The sequence below is a fragment of the Streptomyces sp. NPDC004134 genome, from assembly GCF_042874195.1.
Taxonomy (GTDB): domain Bacteria; phylum Actinomycetota; class Actinomycetes; order Streptomycetales; family Streptomycetaceae; genus Streptomyces.
Genome location: NZ_JBIAMS010000021.1, coordinates 77,770 through 97,383 on the forward strand (window position 1 = coordinate 77,770; position 19,614 = coordinate 97,383).

General features: G+C 75.1%; 13 protein-coding genes. 7 read left to right on the forward strand and 6 right to left on the reverse strand.

Features of this window, described 5'->3' with window-relative positions:
- Complete coding sequence (locus ACFYVJ_RS24625; RefSeq protein WP_388895261.1) at positions 1–1,560, reverse strand: NAD(P)/FAD-dependent oxidoreductase; 1,560 nt, start codon at positions 1,558–1,560, stop codon at positions 1–3.
- A 131-nt stretch (positions 1,561–1,691) separates the two neighbouring features.
- Positions 1,692–2,357, reverse strand: coding sequence for a vancomycin high temperature exclusion protein (locus tag ACFYVJ_RS24630; protein ID WP_388895435.1), 666 nt, complete (start codon positions 2,355–2,357; stop codon positions 1,692–1,694).
- A 268-nt stretch (positions 2,358–2,625) separates the two neighbouring features.
- Between ACFYVJ_RS24630 and ACFYVJ_RS24635 the strand changes: the two genes are divergently transcribed.
- Both ACFYVJ_RS24635 and cutA read left to right on the forward strand, forming a co-directional pair.
- Positions 2,626–3,405, forward strand: a complete 780-nt coding sequence (locus ACFYVJ_RS24635) for a sulfite exporter TauE/SafE family protein (RefSeq protein ID WP_388895264.1) — start codon at positions 2,626–2,628, stop codon at positions 3,403–3,405.
- Positions 3,402–3,722 carry a divalent-cation tolerance protein CutA gene (gene cutA, locus ACFYVJ_RS24640; RefSeq protein ID WP_388895266.1) on the forward strand — a complete coding sequence of 107 codons (321 nt, stop codon included), beginning with the start codon at positions 3,402–3,404 and terminating at the stop codon, positions 3,720–3,722. Before ACFYVJ_RS24635 ends, cutA begins: the two co-directional genes overlap by 4 nt.
- A gap of 24 nt (positions 3,723–3,746) precedes the next feature.
- Here the strand turns inward: cutA and ACFYVJ_RS24645 are convergent, their stop codons facing one another.
- On the reverse strand, positions 3,747–5,843 hold the full coding sequence (locus tag ACFYVJ_RS24645) for a molybdopterin oxidoreductase family protein (protein WP_388895269.1): 2,097 nt from the start codon (positions 5,841–5,843) through the stop codon (positions 3,747–3,749).
- Positions 5,844–6,003: 160 nt separating this feature from the next.
- Here ACFYVJ_RS24645 and ACFYVJ_RS24650 point away from each other — a divergent pair, with 160 nt between their 5' ends.
- The 3 genes from ACFYVJ_RS24650 (at position 6,004) to ACFYVJ_RS24660 (ending at position 9,336) form a co-directional block, all read left to right on the forward strand.
- Positions 6,004–7,170, forward strand: a complete 1,167-nt coding sequence (locus ACFYVJ_RS24650; protein WP_388895272.1) for a sirohydrochlorin chelatase — start codon at positions 6,004–6,006, stop codon at positions 7,168–7,170.
- An 89-nt stretch (positions 7,171–7,259) separates the two neighbouring features.
- Positions 7,260–8,012, forward strand: a complete 753-nt coding sequence (locus ACFYVJ_RS24655; protein ID WP_388895274.1) for a glyoxalase — start codon at positions 7,260–7,262, stop codon at positions 8,010–8,012.
- 160 nt (positions 8,013–8,172) lie between these two features.
- Positions 8,173–9,336, forward strand: a complete 1,164-nt coding sequence (locus ACFYVJ_RS24660; protein WP_388895277.1) for an alkaline phosphatase PhoX — start codon at positions 8,173–8,175, stop codon at positions 9,334–9,336.
- Between the two features lie 15 nt (positions 9,337–9,351).
- Here ACFYVJ_RS24660 and ACFYVJ_RS24665 read toward each other — a convergent pair whose 3' ends face one another.
- Positions 9,352–11,595 carry a WD40 repeat domain-containing serine/threonine protein kinase gene (locus tag ACFYVJ_RS24665; protein WP_388895279.1) on the reverse strand — a complete coding sequence of 748 codons (2,244 nt, stop codon included), beginning with the start codon at positions 11,593–11,595 and terminating at the stop codon, positions 9,352–9,354.
- Positions 11,596–11,887: 292 nt separating this feature from the next.
- Here ACFYVJ_RS24665 and ACFYVJ_RS24670 point away from each other — a divergent pair, with 292 nt between their 5' ends.
- Positions 11,888–12,619: an SDR family oxidoreductase gene (locus ACFYVJ_RS24670; RefSeq protein ID WP_388895282.1), complete on the forward strand. Its 732-nt coding sequence runs from the start codon at positions 11,888–11,890 to the stop codon at positions 12,617–12,619.
- A 100-nt stretch (positions 12,620–12,719) separates the two neighbouring features.
- Here ACFYVJ_RS24670 and ppdK read toward each other — a convergent pair whose 3' ends face one another.
- A complete protein-coding gene (ppdK, locus tag ACFYVJ_RS24675; RefSeq protein ID WP_388895284.1) occupies positions 12,720–15,602 on the reverse strand; it encodes a pyruvate, phosphate dikinase in 2,883 nt (960 codons plus the stop codon).
- 571 nt (positions 15,603–16,173) lie between these two features.
- Between ppdK and ACFYVJ_RS24680 the strand changes: the two genes are divergently transcribed.
- A complete protein-coding gene (locus ACFYVJ_RS24680) occupies positions 16,174–18,168 on the forward strand; it encodes a glycogen debranching N-terminal domain-containing protein (RefSeq protein ID WP_388895286.1) in 1,995 nt (664 codons plus the stop codon).
- A gap of 12 nt (positions 18,169–18,180) precedes the next feature.
- On the opposite strand, the gene ACFYVJ_RS24685 is transcribed toward ACFYVJ_RS24680, so the two are convergent.
- On the reverse strand, positions 18,181–19,599 hold the full coding sequence (locus ACFYVJ_RS24685; RefSeq protein ID WP_388895289.1) for a discoidin domain-containing protein: 1,419 nt from the start codon (positions 19,597–19,599) through the stop codon (positions 18,181–18,183).
- Positions 19,600–19,614: the final 15 nt, after the last annotated feature.

Sequence of the window (19,614 nt, forward strand, 5' to 3'; positions counted from 1 at the left end):
TCAGGAGCCTCCGAGGTGATCGGTGAGCAGGTGGTGCAGCGGGGCGCCGGCGGGCAGCGGCTCGTCGCCCTCCCAGGCGCGGGCGAGGGTGCCGACCGCGCCGAGGTCGCCGAGGAGGATGCCGCCGACGAGCCGGTCGGCGCGGACGACGACCTTGCGGTAGACGCGGCGGGTGGCGTCGGCGAGGTGCACGACGTCGTCGCCGGGGGCGGGTTCGGTTTCGCCGAAGGCGGCGAGGTCGAGGGGGCGTTCGGCGGCGGGGAGGGTGAGCCGGGTCAGCGCGCGGGTGCCGGCGTAGCGGGGCTCCCGGGGGCCGGCGCCGGTGAGGACGCGGGCGAGGACGTCGGCCTGTTCGAGGGCGGGGGCGGCGAGTCCGTAGAGCACCCCGGCGTGCTCGGCGCAGTCGCCGATGGCGTGCACGGCGGGATCGGAGGTACGGAGTTCGTCGTCCACGACGACCCCCGCGCCCACGTCGAGCCCGGCGGCCCTGGCGAGCCCCACGCGGGGCCGGACACCGCAGGCCAGAACGACGAGGCGCGCGTCGAGGACGTACCCGTCGGCGAGTTCGACCCCGGTGACGGAGCGCGTGGTCGCGCCGGCGGCGTGGGAGGCGGCCGCACGGGCGGTGTCCACGGGCGCCTCGGAGCCATCGCCGGACCCGGCGCCGCAGGCGCTGCGGGCCGCGGGCCCCGGAGTGCCTGCGGCGGAGCCGCCGCCGGGGGCGCGACGCGCCGAAGGCCGCGGCGCTCGGCCCGGGTCCGGCACCACCGGGTCCGGTGTCACACCCCGGACCCGGCCCGCCCAGCGCACCCCGTCGCTCCCGTTCCCGGGCGCCGCCGGCCGGGTGCGCACCCCCCGTACCCGGCACTCCGTGTGCACCTCCACCCCCAGCTCCTCCAGGTACGTGCGCAGCAGCCCGGCCGCCGCCGGGTCGAGGTGGCGCTCCATCAGGCGCTCCCCCTGCTGCGCCAGCACCACCCGCGCGCCGCGGCGGGCCAGCGCCCGGGCGGCCGAGACGCCGAGCAGCCCGCCGCCGACCACGACCGCCGCCGCGCCCGGAGCCGTCGCCGCGGCGAGCGCGAGGCAGTCGTCCATCGTCCGGAAGGCGTGCACCCCCGCCGGCAACGCGACACCGGCACCGCCGGCGTCGTCGCCGTCGTCGTCGAACAGCCCGCGCAGCGGCGGCAGCACCGGCCAGGCGCCCGTGGCCAGCACGAGCACGTCGTACGGCACCGCCCGCCCGTCGTCGCACTCCACCCGGCGCGCGGCGCGGTCGACGCGCACCGCGCGCACGCCCCGCAGCACGCGGACCGCCGGAGCCGCCGGGAGGTCGGGGAGGCGGACGACGTCCGGTGCGTAGTGTCCGGCGAGGACGTCGGCGAGCAGCACCCTGTTGTACGGGGCGTGCGGCTCCTCCCCGACGACCGTCACCCGCACCCCGGCACCGGCACCGGCTCCGGCGAGCTGCGCCGCGAGCCGCGTACCGGCCATGCCGCCGCCGAGGATCACCACGCGGCGCCCCCTGGCGGGGCGCTCTGCTGCGGGCTCGGGCAGGCTCATACGCCCACCCTGCGGCGGGGCCGTTACCCCGCCGCATCCCCCCGGTTTCCACCGCGCAACGCTGCCCTCAGCGCCCCCCGGACGGCACTGTGAGCGCCGGGCTCCCCCGGTGCGGGACCCGGGCCCGCCGCCTACCGCGCCCCGGCCAGCGCCTCGTCCACGCCCCGCTCCCGCGGCCCCAGGTAGCGCGGGTCCGGTGTGAACACCGCGTCGTACGCCGCCTTCGCCGCGCCGGGGATCTCCCTCAGCCCGCCGTAGTACCAGGCCCCGCGCCGCGGCTCGTCCACCCCGACCCCGTACGCGTCGATGCCCGCCGCCCGGCACAGCGCCAGCGCGCGGCGGATGTGGAAGCCCTGGCTGACGAGCAGCGCCCGGTCGACGCCGAAGACGCGGTGGGCGCGGACGCAGGAGTCCCAGGTGTCGAAGCCGGCGTGGTCGCGGACGACGGCGGCGGCGGGGACGCCGAGGCCGACGAGGTAGCGCCGCATGGCGGTGGGCTCGTCGTAGCCGCGGGTGCTGTTGTCGCCGCTGACGAGGATGGCGTCGACCTTGCCGAGTTCGTACAGCTCGGCGGCGGTGTCGAGGCGGTGCGCGAGGTACGGGGACGGGTCCTCGCCCCACAGCCCGGCGCCGAAGACGAGCGCCACGGGCGCGCGTGGCGCCCGTTCCGCGGCCACGACGCGGTCGCCGGCGGCGACGAACAGCCACGCCGGGGGCAGCAGCGCCAGGACGCACGCCAGCACCGCGGCCCGCAGCGCCCGCCGCTGCCCGGCCCTTGCCTTCGGTATCCGCGGCATCCGCGGCCGCGGCACGCCGCGCGGCCCGCGCCCCGTCACGCCCGGCCGCCCCCGCGACCCCGCCGGCCGGGCCCGCCGCTCCGGCGGCCGCCGTGCCCACGCCCCCCGCAGCCGCGCCCGTACGGCCACCGCGGCCCGTATCGCCCGGTCCCCCCACAGCATCCCCACGCGGAACTCCCCTCCCCACCCCCAGAACGAAGCCGCCCCGAGGTCCGGTTCCACCCCGCCTCCCGGACGGCTCCCCACCCCGGGTTACGCTCGCCCGACCATGCCCGACATACCCCTGTTGACCCTGGTCATGCTGTGTGTCGCCGCCGCGGCGGCCGGCTGGATCGACGCCGTGGTCGGCGGCGGCGGACTGCTGATGCTGCCGGCGCTGCTGCTGGGGTATCCGCATCTGCAGCCCGCGTATCTGCTCGGCACGAACAAGGCCGTCGCCATCGTCGGCACCTCCGCCGCGGCGGTGACGTACGCCCGCAGGTCCCCCGTCGACGTGCGGCTCGCCGTGCGCATCGGGGCGGCGGCGCTCGCCGGCTCCGCGCTCGGGGCGTTCTTCGCGGCCGGCGTCAGCAGCGACGTGCTGCGGCCGGTGATCATGGTGGTGCTGCTCGCGGTGCTCGCGTTCGTCGTGCTGCGCCCGTCGTTCGGCGCGGACGCCCCCGCGACCGGCCCGGTGACGCCGCGCCGGATCGCCGCCGCGGTGGTGCTCGCGGGGCTGGGCATCGGCTTCTACGACGGGCTGATAGGCCCGGGTACGGGCACGTTCCTGGTGCTCGCGCTGACGGCCGTACTCCGGATGAACCTGGTCCGGGCGTCCGCCACCGCCAAGATCGTCAACGTCTGCACCAACTTCGGCGCGCTGGTGATGTTCTCGGTCCAGGGCACGGTCCTGTGGTCGCTGGCCGCGCTGCTCGCGGTCTTCAACCTGGGCGGCGGCTGGCTCGGCGCGCACATGGCGCTGAAGAAGGGCAGCGGCTTCGTCCGCGGCGTCCTGGTCGTCACGGTCGTCGGTCTCGTCGCCAAGCTCGCCTACGATCAGTGGGCATGACGGACTTCCTGACAGTGCTCACGACCACGGACGGCCGGGAGAAGGCCGACGCGCTGGCCCGCGGGGCGGTGGAGGCGAGGCTGGCGGCCTGCGCGCAGGTGAGCGCGGCGGTCACGTCGGTCTACCGCTGGCAGGGCGCGATCGAGGAGACGAGGGAGTGGCAGGTGCTCCTCAAGACGACGACCGCGCGCTACGCGGAGCTGGAGGCCCATCTGCGCGAGGCGCACGACTACGACGAGCCGGAGATCATCGCCACCCCGGTGACCCACGGCAGCGCCGGGTACCTCGCCTGGGTGGAGCGGGAGACGACGGCCTGACGCCCCGTAGGCGGCGCACCCCCGCTACTCCCCCGCCGCCTCCGCCCGCTCGACGCGCACCGCGCACACCTTGAACTCCGGCATCCCCGACACCGGGTCCAGCGCCGGGTTCGTCACCGTGTTCACCCGGCCCGCGCCCGGCCAGTGGAACGGCATGAACACCGTGTCCGCCCGGATCTCCGCGCTGATCCTGGCCGGCGCCACCGCCCGGCCCCGCCGCGACAGCACCGCCACCGGGTCCCCGTCCGCGGCCCCCACCCGGGCCGCCAGGTCCGGGTGCATCTGCACGTACGGGCCCGGGGCGGCCGCCGTCAGCTCGGGCACCCGGCGCGTCTGGGCGCCCGACTGGTACTGGGCCAGCACCCGGCCCGTCGTCAGCCACACCGGGTACTCCGCGTCCGTCTCCTCCGCCGCGGGACGGTGCTGCACCCCCGCGAACCGCGCCCGCCCGTCCGGCGTCGCGAACCGGTCGAGGAACATCCGCGGCACCGGCTCGCCGCCCTCCGGGCACGGCCAGAACACGCCGCCCTCCGCCTCGATGCGCGCGTACGTGATCCCCGAGTAGTCCGCCTTCCCCCCGGCCGACGCCCGCCGCAGCTCCGCGAAGACCTCCTCCGCCGCCACCGGGAACCCCGCCGCCCGCGCCGGCGCCAGCCGCTCGGCGAGGCCGCGCAGCACGTCGAGGTCGCCGCGTACGCCGGGCGGCGGGTCGGCGGCGCGGCGGCGCAGCAGCACCCGCCCCTCCAGGTTCGTCAGCGTGCCGGTCTCCTCCGCCCACTGCGCCACGGGCAGCACGACGTCCGCAAGCGCCGCCGTCTCCGACAGCACCACGTCCGCGACGGCCAGGAAGTCCAGCGACCGCAGCCGCCGTTCGACGTGGGCGGCGCGCGGCGCGGAGACCACCGGGTTGGAGCCCATGAGCAGCAGCGCCCGCACCCCGTCGGGCCCGGGGGCGCCGAGGGCGTCGAGCAGTTCGTACGCGCTGCGCCCGGGGCCCGGGAGCGTACCGGGGTCGACGCCCCAGACGGCGGCGACGTGGGCGCGGGCGGCGGGGTCGGTGAGCAGCCGGTAGCCGGGGAGCTGGTCGGCCTTCTGGCCGTGTTCGCGGCCGCCCTGCCCGTTGCCCTGGCCGGTGAGGCAGCCGTAGCCGGAGAAGGGGCGGCCGGGCCGGCCGGTGGCCAGGCACAGGTCGATCCACGCGCCGACCGTGTCGGTGCCCTTGGCCTGCTGCTCGGGGCCGCGGGCGGTGAGCACCATGGCCGCCTCCGGCGCGCAGAACAACTCGGCAGCCGCGCGCAGGTGCGGTACGGGCACGCCGGTGATCCGCTCGACCAGCTCCGGCCAGTGGGCCATGGCGGCGGCGCGGGCGGCGGGCCAGCCGGTGGTGCGTTCGGCGATGTAGGCGTCGTCGGTGCGGCCTTCCGCGATCACGAGGTGCAGCAGCCCGAGGGCGAGCGCGAGGTCGGTGCCGGGGCGGGGGGCGAGGTGCAGGTCGGCCTGCTCCGCGGTGCGGGTGCGGCGCGGGTCGACGACGACGAGGGTGCCGCCGTTGGCGCGCAGCTCGGTGAAGTAGCGCAGGGCGGGCGGCATGGTCTCGGCGGGGTTGGCGCCGACGAGGATCACGCAGCCGGTGCGGGGGATGTCGGCGAGGGGGAAGGGCAGGCCGCGGTCGAGCCCGAAGGCGCGGTTGCCCGCGGCGGCGGCGGACGACATGCAGAAGCGGCCGTTGTAGTCGATCTGGGAGGTGCCGAGGACGACGCGGGCGAACTTGCCGAGCGCGTACGCCTTCTCGTTGGTCAGCCCGCCGCCGCCGAAGACCCCGACGGCGTCCGCCCCGTGCCCGTCGCGGGCCGCGGCGAGCCCCGCGGCGACGCGGTCGAGCGCCTCGGCCCAGGAGGCGGGGCGGAGGGGTGCGGCGGGGTCCGCCCGTACCAGGGGCTGCGTCAGCCGGGCCGCGGAGCCGAGGACGGCGGGCGCGGTACGGCCCTTGCCGCACAGCGCACCGCGGTTGACGTCGAACGCCGGGCGCTCCCGCACGTCGAGCCCGCTGCCGGCGGCGGCCGGCGCGAGCGCCATGCCGCACTGGAGGGAGCAGTAGGGGCAGTGGGTGTCGACGGTCATGGGGTGAGGGTGCGGGACGGATGTCACCCCCGGTGGACGGGGGTATTACGGGCGCGGTTCGCCGTCCTCAGCGACGGGTGCGTACGGGAGTGAGCAGCCGTCAACAAGGCGACGCGGCGCGGAAACGGTGCCGCAACGGTGTGGGGCCAGGCTCGGGGGTATGACGACCGCGGCAGAGCTGATGAACAGGATCACCGCCGAGCTGAGCACGGGTCTTGCGGCGGCTGGCAGGGGACGGGGGCACCCGACGCTGGTGGCGGTGGCGCACGGGAGCCGGGATCCGGCGGCGGCGCGTTCGGTACGGGCGCTGCTGGCGGCGGTACGGGCGCAGCGCCCGGGGCTGCGGGTGCGGCTGGGGCACGTGGAACTCGACGAACCGCTGCTGCCGGACACGTTGAGCACGCTGACGGGCGAAGCGGTCCTGGTCCCCCTGCTCTACGCCCGGGGCCACCACGTGACGAGGGACATCCCGGATGCGGTGCGGGCGGCGGCGGCACACGGCCGCGCGACGCACGCGGAAGGCCCCGCCCGGCCGGCCGCCCACGGACCCGGCACGCGCGCCGCCGGCATCCGCGGATCCGCCGCCCCCGCCGACCCCGCCCCGCCGCGGGGACGCCCGGGCCCGGGCCAGGACCCCGTCCTCGCCGCCCGGATAGCCGCCCCCCTCGGCCCCCACCCCCTCCTTGCCGCCGCGCTCGCCGGCCGGCTGGCGGAAGCCGGGTGGCGCGGTGACGGGGTGGTGCTCGCCGCCGCCGGGTCGCGGGCCGCCCCGGCGGGGGGGGGGCCCCCCCCCCCCCCCCCCCCGCGCGCCCCCCCCCCCCGGGGGGCCCGCCGCCCCCCCGGCCCCCCCCCCCGGGGGGGGGGCGGGCGGGGGCCGGGGGGGGGGGGGGGGGGGGGGGGGGGGGCCCCCCCGCGGGGGGGGGGGGGCCCCCCGGGGGGGGCGCCCCCCCCCGCCGCCACCGCCGCGCTGCTCGCCGCCCGGCTCGGGGTGCCCGTGCTGCCCGCGTACGCCTCGGCCGCCGCGCCGACCGTCGCGGAGGCGGCCCGTACCCTCGCCGCCCGCGGCTGCCGCCGTATCGGCGTGGCCTGCTGCTTCACCGCGCCCGGCCTCTTCGCCGCCCGCACCGCCGCCGGCGCCCGCGCGCTGGGCCTGACCGTCGCCGCGCCCCTCGGCCCGCACCCGGCGCTGGCCCGGCTCGTACTCCACCGCTACGACGAAGCACTCGCCGCCTTCCGCACCCCGGCCGGCACCCCGGCCGGTACCGCGACCGGCACCCAGAGCCGCGCCGTACCGGACCCGGATCTCCTCCTCGGCCTGCAGCGATAAAGGCGCGATAAAAGCTCCATAGGCGCGGAGTCCGCATCTGCGGCACCCTCGGACGTCCGGTTTCAGCGCGGGAGTCGAGGGGTGGCGGCATGACGGAGCCGACGGTACGGGCGAACGAGACCACGGTGCCGGTGATGCCGTGCGTGTCGGTGGCGGAGACGCTGGAGTTCTACCAGGCCCTCGGGTTCGAGGTCACGTACGAGCAGACCCGCCCCTACCTCTATCTGGCGCTGGAGTGGAGCGGTTTCGCCCTGCACTTCGGCACGCCGCCGAAGAACACGGACCCGAGCCGGGAGGACACGGGAGGCTGCCTGGTCATGGTCGACGACGTCGCGCCGTATCACGCGGAGTTCACCCGGGCCCTGCGCGCCGCCTACGGAAAGGTCCTGGCCAAGGGCAGGCCGCGGATCACCCGGTTCCGGCCGGGGGCGAGCCGGTTCACCGTCGTCGACCCGTCCGGGAACTCGATCATCTTCATTCGGCGGGACGAGCCCGCGGAACCGGAGTACGGCGGCTCGAAGAGCCTCACGGGGCTGGCCAGGGCCCTCGACAACGCCCGGATCTTCAGCGAGTTCAAGAACGAGGACCGCACCGCCCTGCGGATCCTCACCACGGCCCTGCGCAAGCACGGGCCCGGTGCGCCGCCCGTGGACGTGGCCCGGACGCTGGCCACCCTGATCGAGCTGGCCACCGCCCTGGAGGACACCGACGGCGTCGGCGAATGGCGCCGCCGGCTGACCGCCCTCGACCTCAGCGACGCCGAACGCCACCGGGCCGTGGAGGGCCTGCGCAACGCCGAAGACCTCGGCCTGTGGCGCACCGGGACGGACGGCGGCGGCTGACCCTCCCCGGCTTCCCGCCCGCTCGCACCCGGTGATGGCGGCCGGCGGACAGCTCTGCGTAACCGGACCGTTGCCGCTCCGTCAACCTCGCAGTTCTATGGTGCGAAGGCGGCCCGCGGGCGGCTGTCCCGGGCTCCCCCACCTCAAGGAGTGGATGGTCGTGGAGCGCCGTTCTTTCCTGCGCGGAGCGGTCGTCGGCGGTTCGGCGGCGGCATTCGGCGGCAGTCTGTGGCGAGGGTCCGCCGCCGCGGATCCGGCACAGCCGGGGGCCGGTCCCTACGGGGCGCCCGGCCAGGCGGACGGGAACGGGATCCGGCTGCCGCAGGGCTTCACCAGCCGGGTCGTGGCCCGCTCCGGGCAGCGGGTGGCCGGTACGTCGTACACCTGGCACCCCGCGCCCGACGGCGGCGCCTGCTTCGCGGACGGCGACGGCTGGATCTACGTCTCCAACTCCGAGGTCACCCCCTCCGGCGGCGCCGGCTCGATCCGCTTCACCGCCGCCGGCGAGGTGGCGGGCGCGTACCGCATCCTCTCCGGGACCCGGCAGAACTGCGCGGGCGGCACGACCCCGTGGGACACCTGGCTGTCCTGCGAGGAGGTCGACCGCGGCTACGTCTACGAGACCGACCCCTGGGGCGCGAACGCCGCGGTCCGGCGCGACGCGATGGGCCGCTTCAAGCACGAGGCGGCGGCCGCGGACCCGGAGCGCGAGGTCGTCTACCTGACCGAGGACGTCCCGGACGGCTGCTTCTACCGCTTCCGGCCCGCCACCTGGGGCTCGCTCTCCGCCGGCACCCTGGAGGTGCTGCGGATGGGCTCGGGCACCTCGGGCCCGGTGACGTGGGCGCAGGTGCCGGACCCGAGCGGCGCGTCGACGGCGACGCGCAACCAGGTCGCGGGCGCGAAGCGGTTCGACGGCGGCGAGGGCTGCCACTACGCGAGCGACAGCGGCCTCTGCTGGTTCACGACGAAGGGCGACAACCGCGTCTGGCAGTACGACGCGGCGGCGCAGACCCTGGAGCTGGCGTACGACGACTCCCTGATACCCGGCACCGCCCCGCTCACCGGCGTCGACAACGTCACCGGCAGCCGCTCCGGCGACCTCTACGTCGCCGAGGACGGCGGCAACATGGAGATCTGCCTCATCACCCCGGACGACGTCGTCGCCCCGTTCCTGCGCGTCGACGGCCAGGGCGGCTCGGAGATCACCGGCCCGGCCTTCACCCCGGACGGCACCCGGCTGTACTTCTCCAGCCAGCGCGGCACCACGGGCAGTTCCTCGGGCGGCATCACGTACGAGATAACGGGCCCGTTCCGCACCTGAGCCCGCCCGCCCCCGTCACAGGGGGTTCCGCCACAGCCAGACCGCGCGGTCCTTGCGGTCGGCGCTCGCGATCAGCTTCCCGTCCGGGCTGAACGTCACCTCCTCGACCAGGCCCTTGCCCATCCCGTCCTCGTCGCCGGATACCAGCCGCGCGGTCGGCTTGCCGCGGGCCACGTTCCACAGCAGCACGCCGCCGCCGCTTTCCGAGGTGGTGGCGAGCGTCTTCCCGTCGGGGCTGAACTCCAGGTCGGCGACGACGGTGAGGTAGTCGTCGCGCAGGGTGGCCTTCTTCCGGCCGGTGGTCACGTCCCACAGCCACACCTCGCCGTCGGGGTAACCGACCGCGAGGGTCTTGCCGTCCGGTGCGAACGCGACGGCCGTCGCCTCCCGCGCCTGCTTGAGGACCCTGGCGGGGTCGCCCTGGCCGTACGGCTCCGGGTCGCGGCCGGCGACGTCCCAGAGCTGGGTCGTGTCGCTGCGGCCGGAAGTGCTCTCGGAGTCGTCGCCCGCGGAGGCCAGCGTCTTGCCGTCCGGGCTGAAGGCGATGGCCGTGACGTCGTGCTCGTGGTCGAAGTACGCGGCGACGTCGTCGCCGCGCTCGGCGGGATCGAAGAGGAACACCGAGCCCGTCCTGCTGCCGATCGCGAGCAGCTTGCCGTCCGGGGAGAACTCCACGCTCTCGCCGCCCCTGTGCAGGAAGTTGAGCCACCGCCGCCCCGCCACGTCGTACAGGCCGGTACCGCCGTTGCCCGTGCCGGTGGCGAGCAGCTTGCCGTCGGGGCTGAACGCGACGTTGAGCACCCCGGGCACGTAGTTGCTGACGGTGTTCTTCTGGGTGACGGTGTCCTTCTGCTTGCGGTCGGCGACGTCCCAGAACCGGATCTCGCCGTCCTCGCCGCCGGTGACCAGCGTCTTGCCGTCGGGGCTGAAGTCGATGCCGGCGGGGCCGGGGGCGCGGGCGGGGAAGGCGAGGCTGCCGGTGGGCTCGTACGAGTGGTAGGGCGAACTCGGCTGCTGCTGCCGGTCGGAGCCGGACGAGGGCAGGAGGACGGCCACCAGGACGATGACGAGCACGACGGCGGCGACCCCGCCGAGCAGCAGGACCACGGGCCCGAGGGTGCTGCCGGTCGCGGTCTCGGGGCCGGGCCCGGGGGGAGAGGGCGGCGCGGGCGGGGCGGCGGTCCGGGTCAGGGCGTACGGGTCGGGGGCGGCCGCGTCGCGGGCGGCCGCGTCGCGGGCGGCCGCGTCGGGGGTGCCCGCGTCGGGGGCGGCGGCCGCCGCGGGGTCCGCCACCGTGCGGGGCGGCGGCACGTCGACGGCGGTCGCCGGATACCCGGCCCCGCCTCCGCCGCCACCCCCGTCCCCGTCCCTGTCCCCGTCCCCCGCGGCCCGGCGGCACATCTCGATGACCTCGGCGGGCGTCGGCCGGCGCTCCGGGTCCTTCGCCAGACAGGCCGCGGCGACGGCCCGTACCGGCTCGGGGCTGCCGTCGAGGTCGGGCTCCTGCTCCAGGATCCGGTAGACCACGCCGTGGTCGGTGCCGCCGCCGAAGGCGTGCCCGCCGGCCGCGGCGAAGTGGGCGACGCCGCCGAGGGCGAAGATGTCGCCGGCCTCGGTGACGGTCTGGCCCCGGATGTACTCCGGCGCCATGTAGGCGGGCGTGCCGGTGCGTACGCCGGTGGCGGTCACGGCGGTGAGGTCCGCGGCCCGCGCGATGCCGAAGTCGATGACCTTGGGCCCGTCGGCGGTCAGCAGGATGTTGGAGGGCTTGAGGTCGCGGTGGATGACGTCGGCGGCGTGGATGGACTGCAGCGCCTCGGCGACCCTGGCGATGAGCGCGAGCGCCGCGTCGGCGGGCAGCGGCCCGCTCTCGGCGACCGCGTGCTGGAGGGAGGGCCCGGGCACGTAGGCGGTGGCGAGCCAGGGCTCGTCGGCCCGGAGGTCGGCGTCGACGACGGGCACGGTGTAGAGGCCCTGCACCCGCCGGGCGGCGGCGACCTCCTGCGCGAAGCGTTTCCGGAACGCCGCGTCGCCCGCGTACTCGCGGTGCACGAGCTTGACCGCCACCGCGCTGCCCGCCGGCGTACGCCCCAGATAGACCCGGCCCATGCCGCCCGCGCCGAGCACCGCCTCCAGCCGGTAGGGGCCGGCCACCGTCGGGTCGGCGGCCCCCAGCGGCAGGTGCGGCGGCGCGACCGTGGACCACCCCGCGTCCCCCGTACGGCCGTGCGGCACGGCCGATTCGTCCGGTCGGGACATGATCCCCCTCACCCCCCGGCGGTCTGCCGACCGCCTCGCCTGGCCCGAACCGCCACCCGCGGCCCGGTTGAGCGACGGACAGCGTAACGAACCCCCGTCGGACGGCGGTCCGCGCGGTGAGCGGGCGGTCTCCCCTGCCGTACGAAGTGACGCGTTCTCGGCGGGCGCGCGGCATCCGGCGCCTTTACGGTGGCCGAGGGGTGTGCGTACCGCAGGCGGCACGGCCGGCAGCGCGACCGCCGGGAGCGGCGCGCGGCGGCCCGACTGCCGCCTGCTCGACGGAAGGTGACCCATGAAGATCGCAGTCATCGGCGGAACCGGCCTGATCGGGTCGCAGGTCGTGAAGAAGCTGACCGCGGCCGGCCACGAGGCCGTGCCGCTCTCGCCGTCCACGGGGGTGGACGTGATCACCGGCGAGGGCCTGGCGGAGGCGGTGGCCGGTGCCGACGTCGTCGTCAACCTGACGAACTCCCCGACGTTCGACGACGCCTCCCCGGCGTTCTTCCGGACGTCGATGGACAACATCCTGGCCGCGTGCCGGGACGCCGGGGTGGGGCACGCCGTGATCCTGTCGATCGTCGGCGTCGACCTGGTGCCCGGCCTGGACTACTACCGGGCCAAGTCCTTGCAGGAGGACATCCTCAGGGCCGGCCCGATCCCGTACTCCATCGTCCGGGCCACCCAGTTCATGGAGTTCATGGCGCCGACCCTGGCCATGACCACCGAGGGCGACACCGTCCGCCTCCCCTCCACCCCGGTCCAGCCGATCGCCGCCCAGGACGTCTCCGACGCGGTCGCCGAGGTCGCCGCGGGCACGCCGCTGAACGGCATCCGCGACATCGCGGGCCCGGACGTCTTCCCCCTGGACGAACTCGGCCGGATCACCCTGACCGCCCGCCCCGACGGCCGCGCGGTCGTCACCGACGACACCGCCGGCATGTTCGCCGCAGCCCCCGGCGAAGCCCTCCTCCCCCCACCCGAAGCCCGCATCGCCCCCACCCACTACCGGGAATGGCTCGCCTGAACCAGGATCGAGGGGCGGCGCCCCCGCACGGGCGCCGCCCCTCTGGGGACCGGTCTGCCGTCGGGTGAGGGTCAGGGCAACGCCGACGGTGGCCGGGGGTTCAGGCGGCCGGTTGCGGCTTCCCGCCGGGCTTCGTGCCGGCCGGCGTCCCGCCGTTCGGGGAAGTCCCGTTCTGCGCGGCCCGGTTCTGCGCGGCCCGGTTCTGCGTCCCGGTCGCCGCCGCGTGCGCCGCCGCCCGCGCCGCCTCCAGCCGGGCCACCGGGATACGGAAGGGGCTGCACGAGACGTAGTCGAGACCCACGTCGTGGAAGAAGTGCACCGACTCCGGGTCGCCGCCGTGCTCGCCGCACACGCCCAGCTTCAGGTCGGGGCGCGTCGCCCGCCCCGCCTTCGCCGCGTCGCGGACCAGCGCGCCCACGCCGTCCTTGTCGATCGTCTCGAACGGGGAGACGCCGAAGATGCCCTTCTCCAGGTACGCGGTGAAGAAGCTCGCCTCCACGTCGTCCCGCGAGAAGCCCCACACGGTCTGCGTCAGGTCGTTGGTGCCGAAGGAGAAGAAGTCCGCCGACTCCGCGATCTGGCCCGCCGTCAGCGCGGCCCGCGGCAGCTCGATCATCGTGCCCAGCGACAGCTTCAGCTCCATGCCCCGGGCGGCCTCCACCTCGGCGATGACGGTTTCGGCCTCGTCGCGTACCAGCTCCAGCTCCTGCACCGTGCCCACCAGCGGGATCATGATCTCCGCCCGCGGGTCGCCCTTCGCCTCCAGGCGCTGCGCCGCCGCCTCCGCGATGGCCCGCACCTGCATCGTGAACAGCCCCGGGATCACCAGCCCGAGACGCACGCCGCGCAGGCCCAGCATCGGGTTCTGCTCGTGCAGCCGGTGGACGGCCTGGAGGAGGCGCAGGTCGTTCTCGTTGTGGTCCTTGCGCGACTCGGCGAGCGCGACCCGTACCGACAGCTCCGTGATGTCCGGCAGGAACTCGTGCAGCGGCGGGTCGAGCAGCCGCACCGTCACCGGCAGCCCGTCCATCACCTCGAAGAGCTGCACGAAGTCCCGCTGCTGGTGCGGCAGCAGCTCCTTCAGCGCCGCGTCGCGCTCCTCCTCGGTGTCGGCGAGGATCAGCCGCTCGACCAGCTCGCGCCGCTCGCCGAGGAACATGTGCTCGGTGCGGCACAGCCCGATGCCCTGTGCGCCGAAGCGGCGGGCACGGGCGGCGTCGTCGAAGTTGTCGGCGTTGGCCCGGACGCGCAGCCGGCGGATGCGGTCGGCGTACGACATGAGGCGGTGCACGGCGACGACGAGTTCGTCGGCGTCCTCGGCGCCCGCGTGCATGCGGCCCTCGAAGTACTCCACGACCGGCGACGGCACGACCGGCACCCGGCCGCGGTAGACCTTGCCGCTGGAGCCGTCGATGGACACGACGTCGCCCTCGTCGATGACCTCGCCGCCGGGCGCGGTCAGTTGCCGCCGCTTGGTGTCGACCTCCAGCTCCTCCGCGCCGCACACGCACGTCTTGCCCATGCCGCGGGCGACGACGGCCGCGTGCGAGGTCTTGCCGCCGCGGGAGGTGAGGATGCCCTCGGCGGCGATCATGCCGTCGAGGTCGTCGGGGTTGGTCTCGCGGCGGATGAGGATGACCTTCTCGCCGGAGCGCGACCACTTCACGGCCGTGTACGAGTCGAAGACCGCCTTGCCGACGGCGGCGCCCGGCGAGGCGGCGATGCCGCGGGCGAGCAGGTCGCCCTTGTGGCCGTTGTCGAACCTCGGGAACATGAGCTGCGCCAACTGCGCCCCGTTGACACGCTGCAGCGCCTCGGCCTCGGTGATCAGCCCCTGGTCCACGAGCTGCACGGCGATGCGGAACGCCGCCGCCGCGGTGCGCTTGCCGACCCGCGTCTGGAGCATCCACAGCTTGCCGCGCTCGATGGTGAACTCGATGTCGCACAGGTCGCGGTAGTGCGTCTCCAGCGTCTCCATGATCCGCATCAGCTCGTCGTAGGACTTCTCGTCGAGGTCCTGGAGCTTGGCGAGCGGCACGGTGTTGCGGATGCCGGCCACGACGTCCTCGCCCTGCGCGTTCTGCAGGTAGTCGCCGTAGACGCCCTGCTGGCCGCTGGCGGGGTCGCGGGTGAAGGCGACGCCGGTGCCGGAGTCGGGGCCGAGGTTGCCGAAGACCATGGAGCAGATGTTGACGGCGGTGCCGAGGTCGCCCGCGATGCGCTCCTGGCGGCGGTAGAGCTTGGCGCGCTCGCCGTTCCAGCTCTCGAAGACGGCCCGTACGGCGAGGTCCATCTGCTCGCGCGGGTCCTGCGGGAAGGGCCGGCCGGTCTCCCGGGCGACGATGTCCTTGAAGGTGCCGACGAGGGCTTCGAGGTCGGCGGCGTCCAGCTCCACGTCGGTGGCGACGCCCTTGGCGCGCCTGGCGTCCTCGATGGCGGTCTCGAACAGCTCGCCGTCGATGCCCTGCACGGTGTTGCCGAACATCTGGATGAGGCGGCGGTACGAGTCCCAGGCGAACCGCTCGTCGCCGGCCTGGGCGGCGAGTCCCGGCAGGCAGGCGTCGGAGAGGCCGATGTTGAGGACGGTGTCCATCATTCCGGGCATGGAGAACTTGGCGCCGGAGCGTACGGAGACCAGCAGCGGGTCGTCGGCCTGGCCGAGCTTCTTGCCCATGCGCCGTTCGAGGGCGTCGAGGTGGGCGCTGACCTCGTCGCGCAGGGCGGGGGGCTCGGCGCCGCTGGCGAGGTAGACCTTGCAGGCGTCGGTGGTGATGGTGAAGCCCGGCGGGACGGGCAGGCCGAGGTTCGTCATCTCGGCGAGGTTGGCGCCCTTGCCGCCGAGGAGGTCCTTGAGGTCCTTGTTGCCCTCGTGGAAGTCGTAGACGAACTTGACCGCGGCGGCCTTGGCGGAGGCGGCGGAGACGGCCCGTTTCCCCGGGGACTTCTTCGCTGCCTTCTTCTTATCCGGCTTCGTTTCCGGCACGGGATCGACTCCTCGTGTGGGACCCCTGGCGGGGAGCTGCCCTGACGGCGAGGAACATACCCAGATCGAAGGCTCCCGGGGATGAGGCGTAGACGATCACGAGGGGGTTCGGCCCTCACACCTGGGATCCTGTTGGCGACCGGGAGCAGCGCCCCTTCTTCACTTCTCTTAACGACGATCCCGGACGGGCGCGCATCGGCAAGCCGGGGCGGGTCATCCGCGTTACGGAACGCGTTGGTGGATTCGAGGGGTGAAGGAATGCGGGTGGCACTCAGTGCCGCGCATACGAGAGATGACGCCCACATTTGAGCGCTCGTTTGAGCGCAAGATGTATCAAGCGTGGGGAGAATCACGCGATCGAGCGCGTGGAATCTCACGATGTGGACAGCGGGGTGCGCGAAACGCGGGCCGGCCCGGCCGGAGCCGGAGGCGGGCGGGCCATGCTCCCGCAACGTGCGTACGTGCGCCCCCGGTTCTGCTTGTCGACCCGACAGCCGCGCGCTAGTTTTGCGTGCCAACCAGACTTAACAGCGCGATGACGCGATGACACCTCGCCGAGGGAGGCGCTCGCATGAGCGGCCCGGAACACCGTCTTCTCTTCCACGGCGGGGCGTTCGCCGCGGTGACCCGCGCCGGGGACGTCACCGGCGCCCGCGGCACGCAGCCGGACGGCTTCTTCCTCGGGGACACCCGGCATCTGAGCCGCTGGCAGTTGACGGTGGACGGCGCGGTCCCGACGCTGCTGGTCGCGGAGCAGGACGCGGCGGTCCTCGTCCCGCCCACGGGCCGCGACGAGCCGCCCCCGCACACGGTCTTCCGCGAGCAGCGCGTCGAGGGCGGCGCGCTGGTCGACGTCCTGCGCGTCACCTGCAACCGCGCGGAGCCGGAGAAGCTGTGGCTCGCGCTGACGGTGGACGCGGACTTCGCCGACCAGTTCGAGTTACGAGCCGACCACCGCGTCTACGGCAAGCCGCACGCGGTACGGACCCGGGAGGTGCTGCCGGCGGGCGTGGAGTTCCGCTACCGCCGCGGCGGCTGGCAGGCCGGGACCACGGTCACGGCGGAGCCGCCGCCGGATGCGGTGGAGGAGACCGGGAGTGGCGCACGACGCCTGGTGTGGCACCTGAAACTGGAGCCGCACGAGACCATGGAGCTGACACTCCGTGCCGCAGCCTGGCCCGGAGCGGGCCCGGGACCGGCGGCGGGCGCCGGTGCCGGCGCCGCGGGCACCGAGGGCGCTGCGGGCACCGAGGAAACCGCGGGAACCGAGCGAACCAGGGCCGCGGAGACGGCAGTCGGCGCGGCCCCGCCCCCCGCGGAAGCCGCCCCCTGGCCCGGCCTCGCCCGGGCCGCCGAGCAGGGCCTCGCCGACCTCGACGGGCTTCTCATCCCCGCCGCGGGACCCGGCGGCGAGGAGGTGCGGGTGCCGGCGGCCGGAGTGCCGTGGTACCTGGCGCTCGTCGGCAGGCACGCGCTCGTGACGTCGCTGTTCGCGCTCCGCCACCGCCCCGCGCTCGCCCGCGCCACGCTGCTCGCGCTCGCCGCGACCCAGGCCGGGGAGGCGGACGGCGAGCCGGGGAAGATCGTGCACGAGGTGCGCCACGGCGAGCTGGCCCACTTCGGGCAGGTGCCGTACGGGCGCTACTACGGGGCCGTCGACACCACCCCGCTGTTCCTCGTCCTCCTCGGCGCGCTCACCGAGCACACCGGCGACGACAAGCCGGCCCGCCGCCTGGAGCCGCAGGCCCGCGCAGCGGTGGAGTGGATGTTCCGCGACGGCGGCCTCGGCGACTCCGGCTACCTGCGCCACCGTACCGACGACGCCGGCCCGGGCACCGCCCCGGCGAACCAGAGCTGGCGCGACTCCCCTGGCGCCCTGTGCACCGCCGACGGCACCCGTATCACCGGCGCCCTCGCGCCCGCCGCCCCCCAGGGCTACGCCTACGCCGCCCTCGTCCACACCGCCCGCCTCGCCACCACCGCCTGGGCCGACCAGCGGCTCGCCGACCGCCTCACCGCCGCCGCGGCAGACCTCCGCGCCCGCTTCCTCACCGACTTCTGGCTCTCCGCGCAGGACTTCCCCGCCCTGGCCCTCGACGGCGCGGGCCGCCCCGCCGACGCCCTGGCCTCCGACGCGGGGCACCTGCTGTGGTCCGGGCTGCTGGATACCGACCGGGCGGGGCGGGTGGGGCGGCGGCTGCTGGAGCCGGACTTCTTCTCGGGCTGGGGGGTACGGACCGTGGCCGCGGGGCAGGGGGCGTACCACCCGATGGCGTACCACCGCGGCAGCGTCTGGCCGCACGACAACGCGATCCTGGCCCTGGGCCTGGCCCGCTACGGCCTCCACGAGGAGGCCCGCACCGTGGCGAGGGCGCTCACCGACCTGGCGGCCCGCACCGCGGGCCGCCTTCCGGAGGCCACCGCCGGCTACCCCCGCGCCACCCAGCCCACCCCGGTCCCGTTCCCGCACGCCTGCTCCCCGCAGTCCTGGGCGGCGGCCACTCCCCTGGCCCTGCTCAGCGCCCTCACGACGGCGGAGAACCCGACGGGGGGTTCGCCGTCGTGAGGGCCGTGATCGTCAGGCGGGTCCTTCGCCCGGGGTGATCGTCATGCCGACGGAACCGTAGTCCGGGCCGACGTGGTTGTCGCCGTAGAACTTCACGCCGGTCGAGGCCGAGGTGACCTCCATGACCCGGGTCGAGGAGCCCGCGAACTCGTTGCGGGTGATCGACACGTCGTCCGGGCCGTCCAGCTTGACGGCCTGGTTCCAACTGTCGCCCATCTCGTTGTCCGCGACGATCCAGTTCCTCATGCCGTCGGTGTTGCCGCCGGAGTTCCCGCCGCGGCCGTAGTCCTCGGCCATCAGCCACTGGTGGATGCTCGGCACGCCGTTCTCGCGGTCCGGGTTGGCCGGGCCGACGGCCTTGTTGCCGCGTATCTGCACGTCGTCGCTCGCGATGGGGTGCGAGCTCGACACCCAGGTCTGGATGAAGTCGGTGTGGCTGTCACCCGGGTCGCCGGTCACGAAGTCGACGGCGGTGTTGTAGAGGATCTTGTGCCGGTTGCCGAAGAAGGTGATGGCGTTCAGGTCGCCGGGGCCCTCGACGCCCTTGATGTCGTTGTTCTGGATGGTCACGTTGGTGCTGTCGTCCGAGTAGATGCCGTACTGCTGCTCGGCGTCCACCCGGCAGTTCTGGACGACCACGTGGTCGGCCTCGATCAGGATGCCGCCGCGGATGGTGTTGCCCTGGCAGTCGTAGACCTTGGGCGCGGCCGAGGTGCCGCCGGAGTCGATCTCCAGCCTGGAATCCCGGCCCGGAACGAGGATCGCCCCGGGCGGAGTCGCCACCCCGCCGACGCCGAGGGACTGGCCGGGGGGCTGCGGATCACCGCCGGGCTCCCCGGACACGGCCGCCTCCGTGATGCTCGTCCACTTGGCCGAGTCGGAGGAGTCGTTGCCGTGCCCGACGATCCGTACGTAGCGGGCGGACCCGTCGGCGAAGTCGTACGTCTCCAGGCTGCGTGTGGTGCCGCTGCTGGTCTCCCGGGACAGCACGGTCGACCATGCCGAGCCGTCCTCGGAGAGCTGGACGTCGAAGGTCGTCCTCCGGCTGTCCCCGACGTACCAGGCCAGCGCTACCGAGTCGACCGTGGTGACCGAGCCGAGGTCGAAACGGATCCAGACCCCGTCACCGGCACCGGACCACCGGGTGGAGAGGTCGCCGTCGATCGCGTTGGCCGGCCCGTTGCCGTCGTGGGCACTGGCCGTCGCCGCGGTGACGGGCAGCGTCGCCGCCGGGGCCGCCGGGGACCCCGGGGACGCCGATGCCGCCGATGCCGCCGGGGCGAGCAGCGTGAGCGGGCCGAGCAGGGTGCACGCGCACAGCGCGGCGGTCGGCAGGCGTCTCCCCCGTGCGCCTTTCCCTGGTGCGGTACGCGCCCGGGGGGACGGGCGTGGGCCCGGGGGAGGCATCGGGGCGTTCAGGTCGTCGTTCACGTGCGTCTCCTTGGA